15 protein-coding genes and 6 tRNA genes are annotated in these 18,094 nt (G+C 54.4%); 17 read left to right on the plus strand and 4 right to left on the minus strand.

Annotation, left to right across the window (positions count from 1 at the left end; all coding sequences use genetic code 11):
- Positions 1 to 119: 119 nt before the first annotated feature.
- The gene (locus P6M73_RS00255; RefSeq protein WP_277854187.1) at positions 120 to 1,295 is read right to left on the minus strand and encodes a M20 metallopeptidase family protein; all 1,176 of its coding nucleotides are present in this window, start codon (positions 1,293 to 1,295) and stop codon (positions 120 to 122) included.
- A 341-nt stretch (positions 1,296 to 1,636) separates the two neighbouring features.
- Here P6M73_RS00255 and P6M73_RS00260 point away from each other — a divergent pair, with 341 nt between their 5' ends.
- From P6M73_RS00260 to P6M73_RS00295, 8 genes are all read left to right on the plus strand, one after another.
- Positions 1,637 to 2,281 (plus strand): TetR/AcrR family transcriptional regulator, encoded by a 645-nt coding sequence (locus P6M73_RS00260; RefSeq protein WP_277854188.1) that lies wholly within the window; start codon positions 1,637 to 1,639, stop codon positions 2,279 to 2,281.
- A gap of 132 nt (positions 2,282 to 2,413) precedes the next feature.
- A complete protein-coding gene (locus tag P6M73_RS00265; RefSeq protein WP_277854189.1) occupies positions 2,414 to 3,637 on the plus strand; it encodes an aminopeptidase in 1,224 nt (407 codons plus the stop codon).
- Between the two features lie 216 nt (positions 3,638 to 3,853).
- The gene (locus P6M73_RS00270) at positions 3,854 to 4,879 is read left to right on the plus strand and encodes a DUF2232 domain-containing protein (protein WP_277854190.1); all 1,026 of its coding nucleotides are present in this window, start codon (positions 3,854 to 3,856) and stop codon (positions 4,877 to 4,879) included.
- A 3-nt stretch (positions 4,880 to 4,882) separates the two neighbouring features.
- The gene (locus P6M73_RS00275; protein ID WP_277854191.1) at positions 4,883 to 6,880 is read left to right on the plus strand and encodes a DHH family phosphoesterase; all 1,998 of its coding nucleotides are present in this window, start codon (positions 4,883 to 4,885) and stop codon (positions 6,878 to 6,880) included.
- Positions 6,840 to 7,283 carry a 50S ribosomal protein L9 gene (rplI, locus tag P6M73_RS00280; RefSeq protein WP_277854192.1) on the plus strand — a complete coding sequence of 148 codons (444 nt, stop codon included), beginning with the start codon at positions 6,840 to 6,842 and terminating at the stop codon, positions 7,281 to 7,283. The genes P6M73_RS00275 and rplI overlap by 41 nt, the downstream gene beginning before the upstream one ends.
- Before the next feature lie 254 nt (positions 7,284 to 7,537).
- A complete protein-coding gene (lonC, locus tag P6M73_RS00285) occupies positions 7,538 to 9,424 on the plus strand; it encodes a Lon family ATP-dependent protease (RefSeq protein WP_277854193.1) in 1,887 nt (628 codons plus the stop codon).
- Between the two features lie 3 nt (positions 9,425 to 9,427).
- Positions 9,428 to 10,759, plus strand: coding sequence for a replicative DNA helicase (gene dnaB, locus P6M73_RS00290; protein ID WP_277854194.1), 1,332 nt, complete (start codon positions 9,428 to 9,430; stop codon positions 10,757 to 10,759).
- Between the two features lie 2 nt (positions 10,760 to 10,761).
- On the plus strand, positions 10,762 to 11,199 hold the full coding sequence (locus P6M73_RS00295; protein ID WP_277854195.1) for a bis(5'-nucleosyl)-tetraphosphatase: 438 nt from the start codon (positions 10,762 to 10,764) through the stop codon (positions 11,197 to 11,199).
- A gap of 66 nt (positions 11,200 to 11,265) precedes the next feature.
- On the opposite strand, the gene pgsA is transcribed toward P6M73_RS00295, so the two are convergent.
- Positions 11,266 to 11,796, minus strand: a complete 531-nt coding sequence (pgsA, locus tag P6M73_RS00300) for a CDP-diacylglycerol--glycerol-3-phosphate 3-phosphatidyltransferase (protein ID WP_277854196.1) — start codon at positions 11,794 to 11,796, stop codon at positions 11,266 to 11,268.
- Between the two features lie 243 nt (positions 11,797 to 12,039).
- Between pgsA and P6M73_RS00305 the strand changes: the two genes are divergently transcribed.
- Together P6M73_RS00305 and P6M73_RS00310 are read left to right on the plus strand one after the other, a co-directional pair.
- Complete coding sequence (locus P6M73_RS00305) at positions 12,040 to 13,317, plus strand: adenylosuccinate synthase (protein ID WP_277854197.1); 1,278 nt, start codon at positions 12,040 to 12,042, stop codon at positions 13,315 to 13,317.
- A 170-nt stretch (positions 13,318 to 13,487) separates the two neighbouring features.
- Positions 13,488 to 14,315: an acyl-[acyl-carrier-protein] thioesterase gene (locus P6M73_RS00310; RefSeq protein WP_277854198.1), complete on the plus strand. Its 828-nt coding sequence runs from the start codon at positions 13,488 to 13,490 to the stop codon at positions 14,313 to 14,315.
- Positions 14,316 to 14,448: 133 nt separating this feature from the next.
- Here P6M73_RS00310 and P6M73_RS00315 read toward each other — a convergent pair whose 3' ends face one another.
- Positions 14,449 to 15,714: an aminoacetone oxidase family FAD-binding enzyme gene (locus P6M73_RS00315; protein ID WP_277854199.1), complete on the minus strand. Its 1,266-nt coding sequence runs from the start codon at positions 15,712 to 15,714 to the stop codon at positions 14,449 to 14,451.
- Between the two features lie 165 nt (positions 15,715 to 15,879).
- Between P6M73_RS00315 and P6M73_RS00320 the strand changes: the two genes are divergently transcribed.
- The 7 genes from P6M73_RS00320 to P6M73_RS00350 all read left to right on the plus strand — a co-directional run bounded on the left by P6M73_RS00320 (position 15,880) and on the right by P6M73_RS00350 (position 17,153).
- Entirely contained in the window at positions 15,880 to 16,269 is a 390-nt protein-coding gene (locus P6M73_RS00320; protein ID WP_277854200.1) for a CoA-binding protein, read from the plus strand.
- 348 nt (positions 16,270 to 16,617) lie between these two features.
- A tRNA-Glu gene (locus P6M73_RS00325) sits at positions 16,618 to 16,692 on the plus strand.
- A 31-nt stretch (positions 16,693 to 16,723) separates the two neighbouring features.
- Positions 16,724 to 16,799 (plus strand) — tRNA-Val (locus tag P6M73_RS00330).
- A 6-nt stretch (positions 16,800 to 16,805) separates the two neighbouring features.
- A tRNA-Asp gene (locus tag P6M73_RS00335) sits at positions 16,806 to 16,882 on the plus strand.
- 5 nt (positions 16,883 to 16,887) lie between these two features.
- Positions 16,888 to 16,962 (plus strand) — tRNA-Glu (locus P6M73_RS00340).
- 32 nt (positions 16,963 to 16,994) lie between these two features.
- Positions 16,995 to 17,070, plus strand: a tRNA-Val gene (locus P6M73_RS00345).
- A 6-nt stretch (positions 17,071 to 17,076) separates the two neighbouring features.
- Positions 17,077 to 17,153 (plus strand) — tRNA-Asp (locus P6M73_RS00350).
- Between the two features lie 364 nt (positions 17,154 to 17,517).
- Here P6M73_RS00350 and P6M73_RS00355 read toward each other — a convergent pair.
- Complete coding sequence (locus tag P6M73_RS00355) at positions 17,518 to 18,084, minus strand: DUF3841 domain-containing protein (protein ID WP_277854201.1); 567 nt, start codon at positions 18,082 to 18,084, stop codon at positions 17,518 to 17,520.
- Between the last annotated feature and the right edge of the window lie 10 nt (positions 18,085 to 18,094).

Consider the following 18,094-nt stretch of genomic DNA (forward strand, 5'->3'; position numbering starts at 1 on the left):
ATGAATTCCCTGAGTACGCCCGATGCAGTAAAGCAGAAGGGGGAGGGAGTGGCTTATTGATTTTTTCAGGTATGCTGCTTCAGGCAGCAGAGCCTGAAAACCGATCCTGAGATCCGGCCTTAGGCCTCCTGGCTGTGTTCCTCCAGCCATTGAATGGCGCATTTTGCAAAAATGGCGCTGCCGATGGGAAATGCCGACTCGTCCAGCACCATTTTGGGGTGATGCAGGGGATACAGGATCTCCGAGCCTTCAACCGGAGCCGACAAGGAGAACATGCACGACGGTACTTCCTGACTGATCCAGGCGAAATCTTCTGAACCAGTGGCCGGCACTGCCGGATAAACTTCAAACTCATTGCCGCGAATCTCTTCAATATAGCGGATGACATCCGAGGTGAACTGAGGATCGTTCAGCGAAACAGGGACTGCCGACAGGTCTTCCACCGTTGCTTCGCAGCGGTAGGTGCGGGCAATCTGGGCTGCAATCTCACTAATCCGGGTCATGACGTAGGCTTGAGTTTCAGAGTCGAAGGTCCTCATGGTGCCTTCCAGGATGGCTTCCCCGGGAATAATGTTGGGTGCGCTGCCGGCCTTGAAATGCCCCATGGTCAGAACCGCTCCTTTGGGGAAGGATACTTCCCGGGAGAGAATTTCCTGCAGACCGATCAGAATGTGTGCTCCGGTCAATACCGGATCCACTCCGGTTTCCGGCATGGCGCCGTGGCAGCCGTTGCCTTTGACCGTGATGCGGAAGTTGTAGCTGGCGGTTGTACCCGGGCCGCTGCCAATGTAAACTCCCCTGGGAGCGGTGCTGTTGACATGGCACATCATGGCGCAGTCCACATCAGGATTCTTCAATACGCCGGCATCGATCATTTCCTTAGCCCCAGTCAGAAGCTCCTCCGCCGGCTGGAACATCAGCTTGACTGTTCCCTTCAGCGAGCTTTCCTGATCCTTCAGGAGCCTGGCCGCTCCCAGCAGCATGGCGGTATGAGCATCGTGTCCGCAGGAATGACTGTTTCCGTTGGTCGAAGCAAAGTCCAGCCCGGTCAGTTCGGTCATTGGCAGCGCGTCCATATCTGCCCGCAACAGGATGGTTTTGCCGCCCTGACCAACGGTCGCAACAACGGAATTCCGCGAGATCTGAGTTGGCTCATAGCCCATTTCTTTCAATCGCTCCATGACATAGGCTGCCGTCTGAACGGTCTCAAAGCCTAATTCCGGCTGGCTGTGAATTTTGCGCCTGTCGCGGATGATATCCTCTGCCAGGGCGGTTGCCTGTTCATAAATGCTCATAGTTCCTCCTCGCCCCACTGACTCAGGTGGCGGCATAGATTAATTGAATCAATTCAGTGAATTGACTCGTTGAATCGATTTTATAGTAAGAGAGAACATTCAGTCAATTGTTTTAACATCGGGGGGGATTTCATTATGAATATTTATGTTGAAGTCATGATTTTTCATCATTTCAGCAAATTCAGGTCGGCCGTGACGACTTCGGCTGAGAGAACATCAGGAGGATTCGGAACGGATGGACCCTGATCAAGATATGAATCTGCCGGAAAGTTTGGTAGATTATTAATAGAAACTGTAACTGCGGCCTGAATTTGTCTTAGGCCGTGTCAGAACCTGGCCGGATGTCGGAGGATCAATCGGGCAAGGCCCAGGTTGAAATGGAGTACCTGATGGAAGAACAGCGGACCAGCCGCCAGAAACAGGCATGGGACACCCGGCAAAAAATTTATCGAAGCGCCGTTGAGCTATTCAAGCGGCGTCCGTATGACGAAGTCAAAATCGCCGATATCTGTGAGCAAGCCGGCGTCAGTGTGGGTGTGTTTTATCATTACTTTCCCAGCAAGGGGCATTTGTTCAATGAAAGCTACCTGCATTTCGAAAAAGAGCTGCGGCAATATCTGAAATCATTGGATACCACGCCCCTGATCACCATTGAACGCGTGATTGAAAAATACCTGGAAGCGATTATTGCCAATGGCCCCGCCTATCGCAGCGTGTTTTTGCGCAATCAGCTGGAAATCAAGGATTCTTCACCCCTGCGAAACATCATGCGCAGCATATTGGCTGAATGTGTCGAACAGGCTGTGGAACAAGGCTTTCTGTCAGGGGATCCTCTAGAAATCACCAACCTGCTGATCCGTTCGATTCGGGGACATACCTTTGACTGGGCCATGAATGACGGAGCCTTTTCACTGCCGCAGGAAGGCCAGCGGATCACCGGAATCATCCTGTCGCATTACCGGACTGACCGGGAGAAGGCCAGATGAAGCAGAGCAAGATCGAACCGGACCCGGAAATATCAAAACCCAACTGCAAGTCGGTTTCCGGAGACCTGCTCCGGTGATATATAATAGAAGAGTGCGGGTATGCCCGCCAAGATCCAAATGGGGAGGATTATTATGGATTTAAAACAGAACCTGACCAAGTACGCAGACCTGATCACCAGGATCGGTCTGAACCTGAAGGAAGGGGACAACCTGCAGATCAGCTTCAACATCTGGGGCCTGGAACTGGCCCGGCTGGTGGCTGACAAGGCCTATGAGCTGGGAGTGGGGGATGTCATCCTGAACTTCACGGATGAGGAACATCAGCTGTCCTATTACAGAAAAGCCAAAGATGTGACCTATTTCCCGGACTTCAAGGCGCGTTACCTGGAAGAACAGGCCGAACACAACTACCATCGCCTGGTGATTCACGCCGCCAATCCGGCTCTGCTCAAGAGCATTGATTCCGACCGGATTACCGCGGCTCAGAAAGCCAAAGATCTGAAGACGAAGAAAGTCATGGAATACAGCATGAGCAATTTCATCAAGTGGTGCATCGTTGCGGTGCCCAATCCGACCTGGGCTTCTTCCGTATTCCCGGGACTTGAACCGGATGCGGCCATGGAAAAGCTGTGGAAGAATATCTTCATGGCAACCCGAGTGGACCTGGATGATCCGGTAGCCGCCTGGGAAGAACATGACCGGCAGCTGAAGCTGCATGAGGATTACCTGAATGAAGCCCATTTCGAAAAGCTGCTCTATCAGGGACCCGGAACCGATCTGGAAGTTTACCTGGCAGGAAAGCATATCTGGAAAGGCGGATCCGGCTACTCCCAAAAGGGCGATCGCTTCTTCGCCAATATTCCGACCGAGGAAGTCTTTACCATGCCTGACCGGGCAAGAGTCAACGGAACGCTGCGCGCGACGATGCCTCTGGCCGTCATGGGAAAACTGGTGGAAGGACTGACATTTGTTTTCAAGGACGGAGTGATTACAGAATTCCGGGCGGACAAAGAGCAGGCTGTCTTTGAAAAGATCCTCGATTCGGATGAGGGATCGCGGCGCCTGGGGGAAGTTGCCCTGGTGGCTCATAACTCTCCGATATCCAATACCGGAATTCTGTTCCAGAACACCCTGTTTGACGAAAATGCTTCCTGCCACTTTGCCGTGGGAGCTGCCTATTCCGAAAATATCGAAAACGGGGAAAACCTGACCGATGAGGAAAAGCAGAAGGAAGGCATGAACGACTCTCTGATCCACTATGATTTCATGGTGGGAGGCAAGGATGTCACGGTTACCGGCGTCAAGGCCGACGGAACCCGTGTCGTGCTTCTGGCCGATGGAGAATGGCAGATCTAGAAATCCAGCGGACTGTTGCCGGTGATTCGCCGGAAACAGTCCGTTTCTGTTCTCTTTGGGCGCCCTGTTTGCATAAGCGGGCCTGACCCGATAAAATAAAGCATAATGGGTCACTCTGATCAAAAATGAATCATTCTGATCGAAAATCATTCTGATCAAATAGAATCACTCTGATCCAAATGAATCACCTCTGGTGATAGGTAAAGAAGGAATAGCATGAATAATCAAAACAGAAGACCGGTATGGCTGAGGGATCCCCTGAGTACCTTCCTGTTCTTCCTAATCCTGAATAGTGTGACGGTAATGAGTCCGCTGGCGTTCAGCATCGCCCCGGTCATCCTGCCGGTGCTGCTGCTGCATGTGCTCCATCAGACCGGCCGCAGCGGCTTTCTGGCAGCTGCCCTGGCGTCCGCCCTGCCGTATCTGGTGCTGGGGGGAATCAGCAGTGGCTTTGCCCTGATGGTTCCGGTTCTGATCATGCTGGGGGCAGTCTACCTGATCTGGCAGCGCCAGCTGAGCTGGCGGTGGTCCATCCTGGCAGCTTCCCTGGCGTTATTGATCGGACTGTTGCTGAATGCCTTTGTCAGCATCTACCTGATCAGCGGATCGGATATCCTCCGGGTAACCTCATCCGTGGCAGAGAATGTCCGGAACGAACTGACCAACGCTCTGGCGGCCTCGGGCTACGAAATCCCATTGGCCCAGCAGCAGCTGATTGAACAGCTGAAAGCGTCGGTGACTCCGGAACTGGTCCAGGACCTGATTCCAACCCTGCTGATCTGCTGGTCTCTGATCGGGGGCTATCTGACGCTGCGCTTTGCCCGCCGCTATCTCCCGTCCGCACTCCCGGTCAGGCAGTCCGTCCCGTGGTTTGCCATGCTGCGGATCCACCCCGTCCTCCTGATGGGGTTCATCTCTCTGGCGATGGGCGGATACCTGATGGCTGCCTCCAGCCCGCGCTGGGGCAGTCTCCTCTTCAATACCGGCTATGGCGTCACCCTCTTTCTTGGGATGACCGGCTCACTGACCTTCATCTGGTGGAGTCTGTCCGTGAACTTTCGGATGCGCCGGCGCTTTCCTAAAATGTTATTGACGCTTCTGGCTCTGTTCTATTTGCCAGGGGAATGGATGATCCTGGCAGCGATTATCGATTCGGTGCTGGACTTCCGGAATGCCTCGGGCCACAGCCTGTGGCGCTGGATGACCTATCAGTTGACGGCAAGGGCTGGGAAAGGGGAATAGCACATGGACAAATACTCTCGTTTCAAGCGGGAACAGGTTCTCTACATCGTTGTGAACGCGGCAGCCATCCTGTGGCTGGTGTATCTGCGCCAGTTTCTGGCAGCGGGAGTCATCGCCCTGCTGCTGCTCCTGATCTTTGCCCTGTTGAACCAGCTTCATCTGTTCAAGCGCAAGGAGTGGGACAAGTTCACCAATGATTCCATCCGGAAGCTGAAACCTTCCATGGTGGAAGCCGTGGAGAAGATGGAATTTCCCCTGGTCTCCTTTACCCGGGATGGCCAGATTAGCTGGTATAACCGAAAATTCAGAGAAATCGCTGCCAAGGACACCATCCGTGATATTGATGAAGTACTTGATCTGGATCCGGAAAAGCTCTGGAAAGGGGAAGTACCGGAATTCCTGAATTTCCAGAACAGGGTCTATAAAATCACGCCGGTGAAGTATACCGCCGCCCACGGCGAATTTGAGGAGGATCTGCTCTTTCTGTTTCTCATCGACGTCACCGAAGTGAAACGGGCGGAGGATCGCAAGATCATCACCATGCTGGTGGAGGTCGACAATCTCAGCGAGGTTCTCAACTCCGCGCCGGAATCGCGCCGGCCGCTGATCTCCGCCGCCATCGAAAAGCAGCTTCTGGATTATGCCACTCAGCTGAAGGGATTCATGAAGCGCTACTCCAATAGCAAAAGCATCCTGATGGCTCCCTATGAAATATTCCGGGATGAAGTGAAAAAGAAATTCCCCATCCTGGATCAGATCAAGTCCATCAACCTGGGCAATACCATTGAACCGACTCTGTCCATCGGCGTCTCCTATGACAACGACTATCTGATGACGGACGGACTGGCGGCAGAACAGGCCAAGGAACTGGCACTGGGCCGGGGCGGCGATCAGGCGGTCATCAAGCGGGGAGAAAAGCTGACCTTCTTCGGCGGAAACTCCCGTGAAGTGGAAAAGAAATCCCGGGTTCGTTCCCGTGTCATCGCCCACGCGCTACGTGATCTGATCAATGAGAGCGGCAGCATCTTCATCATGGGCCATGCCAATCCCGATCTGGACTGCCTGGGAGCCGCGGTGGGCATCACGGCCATTGCCCGGTCGCTGGGCAAGCCGGCCTTCATTCTGATGGACGAGCCTTACCGCAATGTCGCTGACATTCTTCAGCTGATCAAGGCGGAAGAGTCCTATGCCGATGTGTTCCTGCCTTCGGACGCCGTTCTGAGCGAACTGAAACCCAACGATCTGCTGATCGTAGTGGACGTTCATTCCCTGGGGTATGTCCTGAACCGTCAGGTAGCCACGGCCGGCATCAACAAAGTGGTTATTGACCATCACCGGCGGGCGCCCGATGCCATTACCGGCGCCACGCTGAGCTATATCGAGACCTATGCCTCCTCCACCTCCGAACTGGTGACGGAACTGATCCAGTACATCGTGGAGAAGCCCCATCTGCTCAAAGTGGAAGCCGATGCCCTGCTGGCAGGGATCATGGTCGACACCAAGTACTTCATTTACAAAACCGGCTCCCGGACCTTTGAAGCGGCTTCGTTCCTGCGCAAGGCCGGAGCCAACACCCTTGACATCCGCAACCTGTTGTCCTATGATAAGGAACTGTATTTGCTCAAGGCTGCCATCGTCAAGACCGGCGAGGTAGAAAAGGGTGTTGCCATCGCGGTCTGTCCGGCCGGGATCAAGGATCCCCTGATTGCCGCTCAGGCAGCCGATGAGTTCCTGAATCTGAAGGGGATCACCACCTCCTTTGTTCTGGCTCAGGATGGCCCGGATGTGGTGATTTCAGCCCGCAGCAACGGCACAGTCAATGTTCAGGTCATCATGGAGAAATTCGGCGGCGGCGGACACATGACGATGTCAGGTGCCCGGGTCAAGGATGCCACCGCCGAGGAAGTCAAGGATAACATCAAGAAAATTTTGAATACCACCATCAGGGAGGAAGAAGACGATGAAAGTGATACTGCTACAGGACGTCAAGAACGTCGGTAAGAAAGGTGAAATAGTCAACGCCAGCGACGGCTATGCCAGAAATTTCCTGTTCCCGAAGAAGCTGGCTCAGGAAGCCACCACGGGAAATCTCAATACAGCCCAGGCCAAGCAGGATGCCGAACGCAAGCAAAAGCAGAAGGACCTGGAAAAAGCTCATGCCCTGGCGGCCGAGCTCAAGGAAAAGCAGATCCGGATCAAGGTCAAGACCGGCGAAGGCGGACGTCTCTTCGGAGCCATCACCTCCAAGGACTTGGCCGGCGAGATCAAAAATCAGCTCGGCTATGACATTGACAAGAAAAAAATCATGCTGGACACCATCAAGGGGACCGGTCTGTACGAGGCCGAGATCAAGCTTTACCCTGAAGTGACGGGCAAGCTCAAAGTTCTGGTCGAAGCGGAGTAATCATTCCGGCGAACCGGATCGGATCCGGCCGCAGGCCAAGACCCAGATTGAAACAGGACAGGCAACGCCACCGAACTGGCAGCGCCTGTCCTGTTCTGTTTGAGATCATTAAGAATAGAAAATCATGGCGGAGTTTGCCCCCGGATCTCGCTGGTGGAATCCCGACGCAAGGGCTGATTTGGACCGTGTAATATCAGAGGGAGATGCTATAATAAAGATTACCGAATCTTTTTTAGCCCCCACAGGAGGAAACTATGGATCGATTGAATGATTCTGATTTTATAATGGATCGACCGGATGATCTGACAACACAATTAAAAATCCAGGAAGAAATCATACATAACATCCTGGGGACGAAAGAAGTAACCCAGCGCATCAAGCGGCTGAAGCTGAGCAAGGACATCAATTCACCGGATGCCCTGAAGAAAGCCCGGGCACTCAACCGGGTGATCGCCCAAGTAAATCTCGCACAGATTCCGGCCGCGCAGGATCTGAATCAGGTGATGGAGTCGACTTTCCGTCTGATTTCAGAACAGATTGCCCGGAATTTTGTCCAGAACCGGATCGAGGAAAAGGTGCAGGAAGCGCTGATCGACCGCCAGGACGAATACATCGAGGAAATGCGGATGAATGTCATCCGCAAGGAGAAGGGACCGGAAAACTCAAAAACCAGAAAGAAGTATCAGGATCTGGTGGATCTGGATCAGATTCATCTGTCCCGCAATATTCTCAACCAGCTCCGTCCTCAGGAGTTCAACGAAATCATCGGCCAGGAACGGGCCATCCGATCACTGATCTCCAAGATTGCCTCGCCCTATCCCCAGCACATCATCCTGTACGGACCTCCCGGCGTCGGCAAAACCACAGCGGCCCGGATTGCCCTCGAAGAGGCCAAAAAGCTGAAATTCACGCCCTACGGGGAGAAAGCGCGTTTTGTCGAAGTCGACGGAACCACCCTGCGCTGGGACCCCCGCGAAATCGCGAACCCCCTGCTGGGGTCGGTCCACGATCCGATCTACCAAGGTTCCAAGCGAGACCTGGCGGACACCGGCATTCCGGAACCGAAGACCGGCCTGGTCACCGACGCGCATGGCGGCATTCTGTTTATTGATGAAATCGGGGAGCTCGACACCATCCTGCAGAACAAGCTGCTGAAAGTGCTCGAGGACAAGCGGGTGGAATTTTCCTCGTCCTATTATGATCCCGATGATGAGAATGTACCCCAGTACATCCGCTATCTCTTTGATAAAGGCGCGCCGGCGGATTTCACTCTGATCGGAGCAACCACCCGGGAGCCCCAGGACATCAGCCCGGCTCTGAAATCCCGCTGCACCGCGGTGTTCTTCGAGCCGCTGACCCCGGACCATATCCATCAGATCGTGACCGATGCCGCGCGGAAGCTGAAAGCCAGCCTGGAACCGGGGGTTGCCGAGCTGATCGCCCGCCATACCATCGAAGGGCGCAAAGCCATCAACATCCTGTCTGACGCCTACAGCCTGGCTGTGTACCGCAAGACCAGCCTGAAGGGAATCACCATTTCCCTGGAACAGGTCAAGGAGGCCATCGGAACCTCCCGGATAACAGCCTATGAGATGCTGGACAATGTATCCGGCTGGGAGATCGGCCATGCCTACGGCCTGGCGGTATCCGGCTTCATCGGTTCCACCGTGGAGATTGAGGCCATGGCTTATGAAGCCAGAGAAAAGGGCAAGGGCACCATCCGGTTCAATGAAACGGCCGGTTCCATGGCAAAGGACTCCGTCTTCAATGCCGCCTCGGTCATTCGCAAAGTGACCGGCCGGGCTATGATGGACTATGATATCCATGTCAATGTGGTCGGCGGGGCGAACATCGACGGACCCTCCGCCGGAGCGGCCATCACTCTGGCGCTGCTCAGTGCCATCGAAAACCGGCCGGTCCGGCAGGATACGGCCATCACCGGCGAAATTTCATTGGGCGGACGGCTCAAGCCCGTCGGCGGAATCCATGAAAAGATCTACGGCGCGATCCGCAAAGGAATTCAACGCGTCATCATCCCATCCGACAATGCAAAAGAAGTCCCGTCCGGCCTGACTGGAATTACGGTGTGTCCCTGCGCCTCCATTGAGGAAGTCCGGGATCTGATGTACAACAAGGAGTAAACAATGGAAAACAACATCATACGGACCATGCCGGCCAATGTTCAGGCAGAACAGAGCATATTGGCCATCATGTTCTACGATGAAAAGAATATACCCAAAGTATTTGAGCGCCTGACCTCGGAGGACTTCTATCAGGATTCCCACCGTCTGATCTTTGACGCCGCCGTGGAGCTGTTCGGCAGGGATACCCCCTTTGATATCGTCCTGCTCCAGGATTATCTTCATTCCAAGGGTCAGCTGGAAAAAGTCGGAGGTCTGGCCTATCTGTCGCGCCTGGCTGCATTGGAATACAGTTCAGCGCTGCTGGACTCGTACATGGATTCGGTGGCGGAGAAGTCGCTGCTGCGCCGCCTGATCAAGGCCGCCGATGAGATTCAGCGGGATTCCTACGACAAGCAGGATGAGCCCGAAATGGTGCTGGAAGATGCGGAGCGCCGGATTTTCCAGATTTCGGAAAAGCGTCAGGCAAAGGACTTTGTGCCGATGAATCAGGCCGTGGAACGCGGCCTGATCAACATTGAGAACATGTACATCAACAAGGGTCAGTTTACCGGAATCCGCAGCCCCTTCCCCCGGCTGGATGAAATGACGGCCGGTTTCCAGAAGGGGGACATGGTTCTGATCGCTGCCCGCCCCTCCATGGGAAAAACCACGTTCGCCCTGAATCTGGCCGAACATGCCGCTCTGCGGGAAGGAAAATCCGTGGCGATTTTCAGTCTGGAAATGAGTACGGATCAGCTGTCCTATAAGCTGCTGTGCTCAGAGGCCGGCGTTGACATGAACAAGATGCGTCTGGGCGACCTGGATGAGACCGACTGGGACAATATTGCCCGGGCCACCGGACCGCTGTCCAAGGCTAAAATCTTCATCGATGACACGGCCGGCATCTCGGTCATGGAGATGAAGAGCAAGGCCAGACGGCTCAAGCTGGAACATGGCCTGGACCTCATCGTCATTGACTACCTGCAGCTGATGACGGGCAAGGGCGAGAATCGCCAGCAGGAAGTCTCCGAGATTTCCCGTTCGATCAAGGTTCTGGCCAAGGAACTGGAGGTGCCCGTGCTCACCCTGTCTCAGCTGTCCCGGGCTCCGGAACAGCGTCAGGATCACCGCCCCATGCTGTCTGACTTGCGTGAGTCCGGATCCATCGAGCAGGACGCCGATCTTGTCATGTTCCTGTATCGGGACGAGTATTATAATAAGGATACGGAAAAGCCGGGAACGGCGGAATGCATTATCGCCAAGCAGCGTAACGGTCCTGTCGGAACCGTTGATCTGGCCTGGATCGGTAAATTCAGTAAATTCGGCATCGCCGATACCATCCATGGAGCTTAGCTATGAAAAAACCGGAAAAATCATGCGGGATCATCCTGCGCAATGACAACAAGGAATATCTGATCATCCGTCATCTGGCCGGGCATTGGGATTTTCCCAAGGGCCACGTGGAGGCAGGAGAGACGGAAGAAGAAACCGCTCTGCGGGAAGTACTGGAAGAAACCGGCCTCACGGCTGCCATCTGGCCGGGATTCCGGGAAACAGTAAACTACCTGATTCGCGGCCGGATCCCCAAGGAAGTGGTCTACTTCCTCGGAGCCCCGGGCAGCGGGCGGGTGGAACTTCAGGCCGAGGAAGTCAGTGATTATGTCTTTTTGCCCTATGAGGCGGCCAGGCAGCGTCTGACCTTTGACTCGAATCGCCGGCTGCTGGATAAAGCCCAAGCTTTTGTGGAAGCGCAGGAAAATGCATCATCGGACAGGACCGATCGGGAAGCCTGACAAAAACAAGAGACCGGCGAAACAAACTTCAGTTGTTTCGCCGGTCTTTGAGGATTCTGCCTGGAATCAGGCGGGTCCATCCATTTTTTTCTTCTTTTCCAGGGTGAGCCGCACATAGGTGAACAGGGCAGAAAACGAGATGACGATGGAGACAATCAGCAGCAGGAACGCCAGGGTTTTGGAGACCAGGAACATCACAATGGAGATATGGAACAGGAAGGTCGCCATTTTTCCCCAGGCATTGGCCCGGTTGACGATGCCTCGCTGATAGGCAATAATTCCTCCGCCGATCATGAACAGTTCCTTCAGCGCGACCAGTATGACGATCCAGTAGGGAATGTAGTCATAGACCGCAAAACAGATCAGGGCCGTGATCAGCATGAGTTTATCCGCCAGGGGATCCAGGACTGCGCCCAGCTTGGTTTCCATATGGTAGGTCCTTGCGATGTATCCGTCCAGAACATCGGAGATTCCTGAGATGATAAAGATGATGATCGGGTAGATAATCCGCCCGTCTCCGGTTCCCGTCACGAATGTATAAATGAACAGGGGGATCAGAAGGATCCGGAAAATGGAAATGATATTCGGGATGCTCATCGGTACAACCTCCTCTTTCTCTGATTATATCATTAGTGAGAACGTTTGCTTATCGGATTTCTGATCTTTTCCCCGCTTCGATGATTCGGATTTGGTAATGTTTCACAAAAGTGAGCCAATCCCTGAAAATTTTTTGGAAACAGCTATACGGATCGATGTGTCGGGCGTATAATAATGCGTGTAAAAAAACAAGTGTTCGCAATAAGGCGTACGATTCGATGACAAGAACAAGGAGATGTTCGTATGAATACAAAAGTAGTCGTAGGAGCCCAATGGGGCGATGAAGGCAAGGGCAAAGTGACGGATTATCTGGCCGAAGGCTCGGACCTGATTGTTCGTTTCCAGGGCGGGAACAACGCCGGCCACACCATCGAGGTGGACGGAAAACAGTACAAGCTTCAGCTGATTCCTTCCGGAATCATTTACGGAGGCCGCATGAACGTCATCGGCAACGGAGTTGCGTTTGATCCGGCAGCCTTCTTCCGGGAAGCTGATACCCTGGCTCAGGCCGGAATCCTGGTTACTCCAGAGGTACTGGCAATCTCTGACCGGGTCAATCTGATCCTGCCTTACCACATCGAACTGGACCGGCTGAAGGAACTGGCCCGCGGCAGCCAGGACATCGGCACCACCAAAAAAGGAATCGGCCCCTGCTACACCGATAAGTACGAACGCTCCGGCATTCGGATGTGCGATCTGATGGACCGGGATACGTTCTCCGAAAAGCTGAACCGAAATCTCGAGGAAAAAAACCGCTACATCACCCTGGTCCTCAACGGCGAGGCCATGGACGCGGCAGCTATGGAGCAGCAGTATCTGGAATATGCCGAACGGCTCAGACCCTTTGTCAAGGATACTTCTGTCCTCATCGATCAGGCGATCCACGCGGGAAAGAACGTCCTGTTTGAAGGCGCCCAGGGAATGCTGCTGGACATCGATTACGGCACCTATCCCTATGTTACGTCCAGCAATACGACAGCCGGCGGCGTCGCTGCCGGCGCGGGCATCGGACCTAACCGCATCCGGGAAGTGGTCGGTGTAGCCAAAGCCTATACCACCCGGGTCGGAAAAGGACCGTTCCCCACCGAACTGGATAATGAGATCGGTGAGCACATCCGCCAGGTGGGCCATGAGTTCGGAACAGTGACCGGACGCTCCCGCCGCTGCGGCTGGCTGGACCTGGTCATCCTCAAAACCTCGGCCAGAGTCTCGGGACTTACCTCCTTTGTCGTCACCAAGCTGGATACCATGGCCGGCATTGACCCCATCCGGGTCTGCACCGGATATGAGTTCAACGGCACGATCATCGACTATGTTCCGGCTTCCCTGAAGGATCTGGCTCAATGCCAACCGGTTTACCGCGACTTCAAGGGCTGGGATGAATCCGTCGCGCAGATCCGGGATGCCAGGGATCTGCCCGCTGAAATAATCGACTACCTCACCTGCATCGAAGAAGTGACCGGTGTTCCGGTGAAAACCATCTCGGTCGGTCCCGGCCGGGATGAGACCATCGAACGCTAGACCCGGAATAAAAGCTGAGCTGCTTACCCGTCCGTTGACGGGGAGCGGCTCAGCTTTTTATTTACCATTTTTCAGGAAAGGCCAGTCCCCAATCATCGGACCGGGACGGTTGGTGTAAAGTTACCGGAGGTCAGGCAAAACCGGAGGGTGTATAATGAGAGGAACAAGAGGTGATCAATTTGCAATACTATACCATGGATTATATTGTCGACTTTCGCGATGTGGACCGCTGCCACGACCTGAAGGCGGAAGCGCTGATGCAGATGTTCGGCACGGTCTCCACCCATCATGAGGTCCTGGGGATGAAGCTTCGTCCCGGGTACATGATGGAATGGGATATGGCCTGGATTCTTTATCAGTGGAAGATTGAAGTTCTTCGACCCAAGCAGTATGCCCGGAAATTAACGGTTCACACGGTGGCCGTATTAAAAAAAGATATGTACTGCTACCGCTATTTCCTGGTGAAGGATCTTCAGGGCAATGAAGTGGCCCGGGCGGTATCCCAGTGGGTGGCGGTTGACATGAACAAGCGCCGGATCGGCCGGATTCCTGAACCGGTCAGTGAGATCATCCAGCAGGGGGAGGTATCCGAATCCATCCGCGACCGGATCCTGGGGGTTGATGTGGCGCCCCTTCGCAAAAGAAGCGTGGAGTTTCCGTTTGAACTGGAGATTCCCGTTTTATACTCCGACGTTGATTCCAACCAGCATGTCAATAATGCCATCTATGCCCGCTGGGCCACAGAAACCATCCATGCGATGGATCCAGCCTGGCTGGAAGGGAAATACCCCAGTACCATCAATGTGGTCTACAAGAAAGAAAAGGCCCCCGGCGGCATCGTTCGTTCGAAAGTCCGCCTGGAGGGAACCACTTCCTATCATGAAATCTGGGACAATGAGGACAACCTGCTCACCCTGATTGAGCTGGGCTGGAGTGACAAGGATGTATCTCTGGGTGATTATACCGACTATGACTTTGCCGCTGTTCTGAGAACCTAAGATGCCAAAGCGGCAGATCATCATTCCAGCAGGCCCATCCAGCGGTTCAATCCAGGGTTTCATCGGAACAATCTGCTGGAGGGACGATTGGGCGGTTCATCCCTCGCTAAGGAGTCTCCTGTCAGGGGGCTCCTTATTTGCCCAGGTCCCGGCGGATGGCGCTGGCGGCGGCCAGGGCGGAGGACCAGGCCCACTGCAGGTTATAGCCGCCGCAGGCTCCGCAGACATCCAGGATTTCACCGGCGAAATAGAGGCCGGAAACCTTTTTGGAGGAGAGAGAAGCGGGATGGACCTCACGCAGATCCACTCCGCCCAGGGTGCTCTGGCTGTTGGCAAATCCGTTGGTATCGGATACTCTCATCCGCCAGTCCGTCAGGAGGCCGGTCAGGGCGTCGTATACCGCCTGGTCAACCTCCCGGGCCGACCGGTTCATTTTGTCGAGCCCGGCCAGACGCAGCAGCACCGGAATGAGCTTCTTGTGCAAAATGCCGTTGAACAGCGTTTGGGCTTCCCGGTGCGAGAACAGCTGGCGCTGATGCTCAATCAGTTCTCGGACTTTTTCGGCCGACAGTTCCGGAAAGAGGTTGATGGCCAGAATGACTTCCTGTCCCTTTGCCAGGGCATCCGAGGCAAACCGGGAGAGCTGAAGGATGGGGGGACCGGATACTCCGTATTCCGTGAACAGGAGCTCACCGGCTTCGGCCGCCGCCAGCCGACCCTCGGTCCACAGGTCCAGACGGCATTCTGTTTTGACCCCGGCCAGAGCCCGGGCCTGTGGGAAGTCGGTCTTAAGCTGAACCAGAGCCGGCAGGGGGGGAATCACCGTATGACCCAGACTGCGGGCCAGCTTATAGCCCGAGCCGTCCGACCCGGTGGCTGGCATGGCCTGGCCGCCGGTGGCAATCAGCACAGACCTGGCGGTGAATGACTCGGTCGGTGTCACCACCGAGAATCCATGGTTCGAGCGGGAGATGCTTTTCACCCGACAGTTCAGCCAGACCGGGACGCCCAGTTCTTCCAGACGGAGCCGGATCAAGTCCGATACCGAAGAGGCCTGGAGGGATTTGGGGTACATCTTGCCTTCCTCCAGCGTCGTCAGGGGCAGCCCCAGCTCCCCGAACAACCCGATGATCCGCCCGGCGTCGTAGGCAAGCAGCGGATCAAAGCCGAACGAGGGATCATGGCAGGTGAAATAGGGCGAGACTGCGGACGCATTCTCGGGTTCAATCAGTTTCTGATTGGTAATGTTGCAGCGGCCGTTGCCTGTGACCAGCAGTTTTTTCAACAGGCGGTCGGACCCTTCCGCAATGGCAGCATCCACCCCGGCCGCTTTCAGGCTCAGGGCAGCGATACAGCCGGCGGCTCCGCCGCCGACGATGAGAACCTCGTAGTGTTTCATGGCGCAATTCCTTAACAATTTATTGTTTATTTGGTGATGATTGGTTGGTTTGTGTGTGATACCATGCTTTTATAGTTCAATGGGCAATCGGTGCCCATCGGGTCCACTGACCGGAGAGAACCGGCCTGCCCGATAAAGTTATTATAGCAAGAAAAGGAGAATTCAATGGCAGCTCATGAGTTTATGAACCACAAAAACTGGGTGGTCTGTGGCAATGTCACCAATGAAGAAAAGTACGCCTACAAAATTTTGCAGGCGCTGCAGCAGAATGATTACCTGGCAGTGGGTTATCACCCCAAGGCCGAGGAAGGCTCGGGGGTGTATCGTCATCTGACGGAAATCCCCTTTACCATTGATGTCCTGGATCTGGTCGTCAATCCAGCGGCAGGCCTCGAAATTGTTCAGGAAGCCCAAAAGATCGGCATCCCCCGCGTCCTGGCGCAGCCAGGTGCCCGAAGCGAAGAAATCCGCGCTTACTGCGCCGCCCATGACATGGAGTATCTGGAAAGCTGTGTCCTGGTGGAGCTGCAGAAAGCCGCCAGGGCAGACGGGTAAGTCTGACTTCAGGTCTTGCGCCCGGATTGTTTCCGGGCGCCAGACGCTGATTGCCGCACGCACCAGCCGGGAAATCCATCCCGGATCTCCTGATTGGATTGCGGGGATAATCGAAGCTGGGATAAGTTGAAAAATTTCACAGGAGCTTTCCCCGATTCCGGTTTGCACCCGGCGTCCCTGACTGATATAATGAGTCCACGGATGGAAGCGGAACCAGCAGCCGGATAAAAAATCCGCTTTTCCGAAAAAAAACTGTTGACACCTTCCGGCGGGTTAGGTTATTATAGTCTATGTCAGCGTTTTGGGGGTGTTCATAATTCCCGGAATTGCTCGATGAAGATCAAATATGGCCCCTTGGTCAAGCGGTTAAGACACCACCCTTTCACGGTGGTAACAGGAGTTCGATTCTCCTAGGGGTCACCACTATCTTAATTGAATACGTTATTCGTATTTTGGGAGCATAGCTCAGCTGGGAGAGCATCTGCCTTACAAGCAGAGGGTCATAGGTTCGATCCCTATTGTTCCCACCATAATACGGCCCAGTGGCTCAGTTGGTTAGAGTGCCGGCCTGTCACGCCGGAGGTCGAGGGTTCGAGTCCCTTCTGGGTCGCCACATATGGCCCCTTGGTCAAGCGGTTAAGACACCACCCTTTCACGGTGGTAACAGGAGTTCGATTCTCCTAGGGGTCACCATTTTTCTTAATTCAATATCTTATTCGTATTTTGGGAGCATAGCTCAGCTGGGAGAGCATCTGCCTTACAAGCAGAGGGTCATAGGTTCGATCCCTATTGTTCCCACCATAATACGGCCCAGTGGCTCAGTTGGTTAGAGTGCCGGCCTGTCACGCCGGAGGTCGAGGGTTCGAGTCCCTTCTGGGTCGCCATTAACGAAAGCTGTTCTGTAAAGGACAGCTTTTTACTTTGTCTTTCAACAGGTGCAGTATTTTTCTGGCTCTACAATTTGGCTCTGCAGTTTTTGGCGTGGGTGAGTAAAGATCACCGGTGTTGTTTATGCCTGCCAGGAGCGCCGGGTTTCATCGGTCAATATACTGACGCGACTATAGTCCTTCGGTCATCCGGAGCAAGCAGGCAGACTCCAGAGTCTGCCTGGCAGACCTTGGAAAAACTTCAGACTCTGGAGAAGTTGCCGCCACAGAAAAAAAGACTGCTGAATCATACAGCAGTCTTCTCTGATGACGAGGATCGACGAGCGGGCACCTTTTAACCCCAGTCAGGGATCAGACCGGATTATGTTCGGACCTCCACGATGTGTGAGGTATTGAATTCCCAGATATTGGCCTGGACCAGGAACTTGTTCCATTCCTTGATTTCAAAGACGCGCTCCCAGGAATCGTGAATGCGGCGTACCAGGTCCGGGTGGAAGCGCGACACCGGATCATCCAGCAGGGTGAAGGGATTTCTGATTCCCCGCAGTTTCAGCTCCCGGTAGAAGGCGGCTTCATCTTCCGGATCGGCCGGGACATACATATGGTTCAAGATGAGATCCCAGCGGGCGGAGTCAAAATAGATGATCTGTGAAGTGGGAATGCTCAGCTTCAGAACGATTTCTCCGGGTGTCTCGCGCAGCATATACCCTTCATCCACGGAACACCAGATGGGGTAGGTGACGCCCGGCGGACGGGGGATGCGCCGGGCGGAAGCCTGGGACAGCCAGTCATAGTTTTTCATGAAATAAGCCGAGATATCGCCGTATTTCTGGCGAATCCATTCCGGCTTCATCCGGAATACGCCTTCCTGATCCAGGATGCGCAGGGCATTTTCATGCTGTCTGGTAAAAAGGGTTGTCTGATCCATTCGCCATACC

Source organism: Anaerococcoides asporogena (assembly GCF_029590275.1).
Lineage (GTDB): Bacteria > Bacillota > Clostridia > Clostridiales > Clostridiaceae > JG1575.

Coding starts and splice junctions, on each gene's coding strand:
- dnaB (WP_277854194.1), top strand. CDS start 9,428: ATGGAAAACAACATCATACGGACCATGCCGGCCAATGTTCAGGCAGAA.
- P6M73_RS00315 (WP_277854199.1), bottom strand. CDS start 15,714: ATGAAACACTACGAGGTTCTCATCGTCGGCGGCGGAGCCGCCGGCTGT.
- P6M73_RS00265 (WP_277854189.1), top strand. CDS start 2,414: ATGGATTTAAAACAGAACCTGACCAAGTACGCAGACCTGATCACCAGG.
- P6M73_RS00295 (WP_277854195.1), top strand. CDS start 10,762: ATGAAAAAACCGGAAAAATCATGCGGGATCATCCTGCGCAATGACAAC.
- P6M73_RS00275 (WP_277854191.1), top strand. CDS start 4,883: ATGGACAAATACTCTCGTTTCAAGCGGGAACAGGTTCTCTACATCGTT.
- P6M73_RS00355 (WP_277854201.1), bottom strand. CDS start 18,084: ATGGATCAGACAACCCTTTTTACCAGACAGCATGAAAATGCCCTGCGC.
- pgsA (WP_277854196.1), bottom strand. CDS start 11,796: ATGAGCATCCCGAATATCATTTCCATTTTCCGGATCCTTCTGATCCCC.
- lonC (WP_277854193.1), top strand. CDS start 7,538: ATGGATCGATTGAATGATTCTGATTTTATAATGGATCGACCGGATGAT.
- P6M73_RS00260 (WP_277854188.1), top strand. CDS start 1,637: ATGTCGGAGGATCAATCGGGCAAGGCCCAGGTTGAAATGGAGTACCTG.
- P6M73_RS00270 (WP_277854190.1), top strand. CDS start 3,854: ATGAATAATCAAAACAGAAGACCGGTATGGCTGAGGGATCCCCTGAGT.
- rplI (WP_277854192.1), top strand. CDS start 6,840: ATGAAAGTGATACTGCTACAGGACGTCAAGAACGTCGGTAAGAAAGGT.
- P6M73_RS00305 (WP_277854197.1), top strand. CDS start 12,040: ATGAATACAAAAGTAGTCGTAGGAGCCCAATGGGGCGATGAAGGCAAG.
- P6M73_RS00255 (WP_277854187.1), bottom strand. CDS start 1,295: ATGAGCATTTATGAACAGGCAACCGCCCTGGCAGAGGATATCATCCGC.
- P6M73_RS00320 (WP_277854200.1), top strand. CDS start 15,880: ATGGCAGCTCATGAGTTTATGAACCACAAAAACTGGGTGGTCTGTGGC.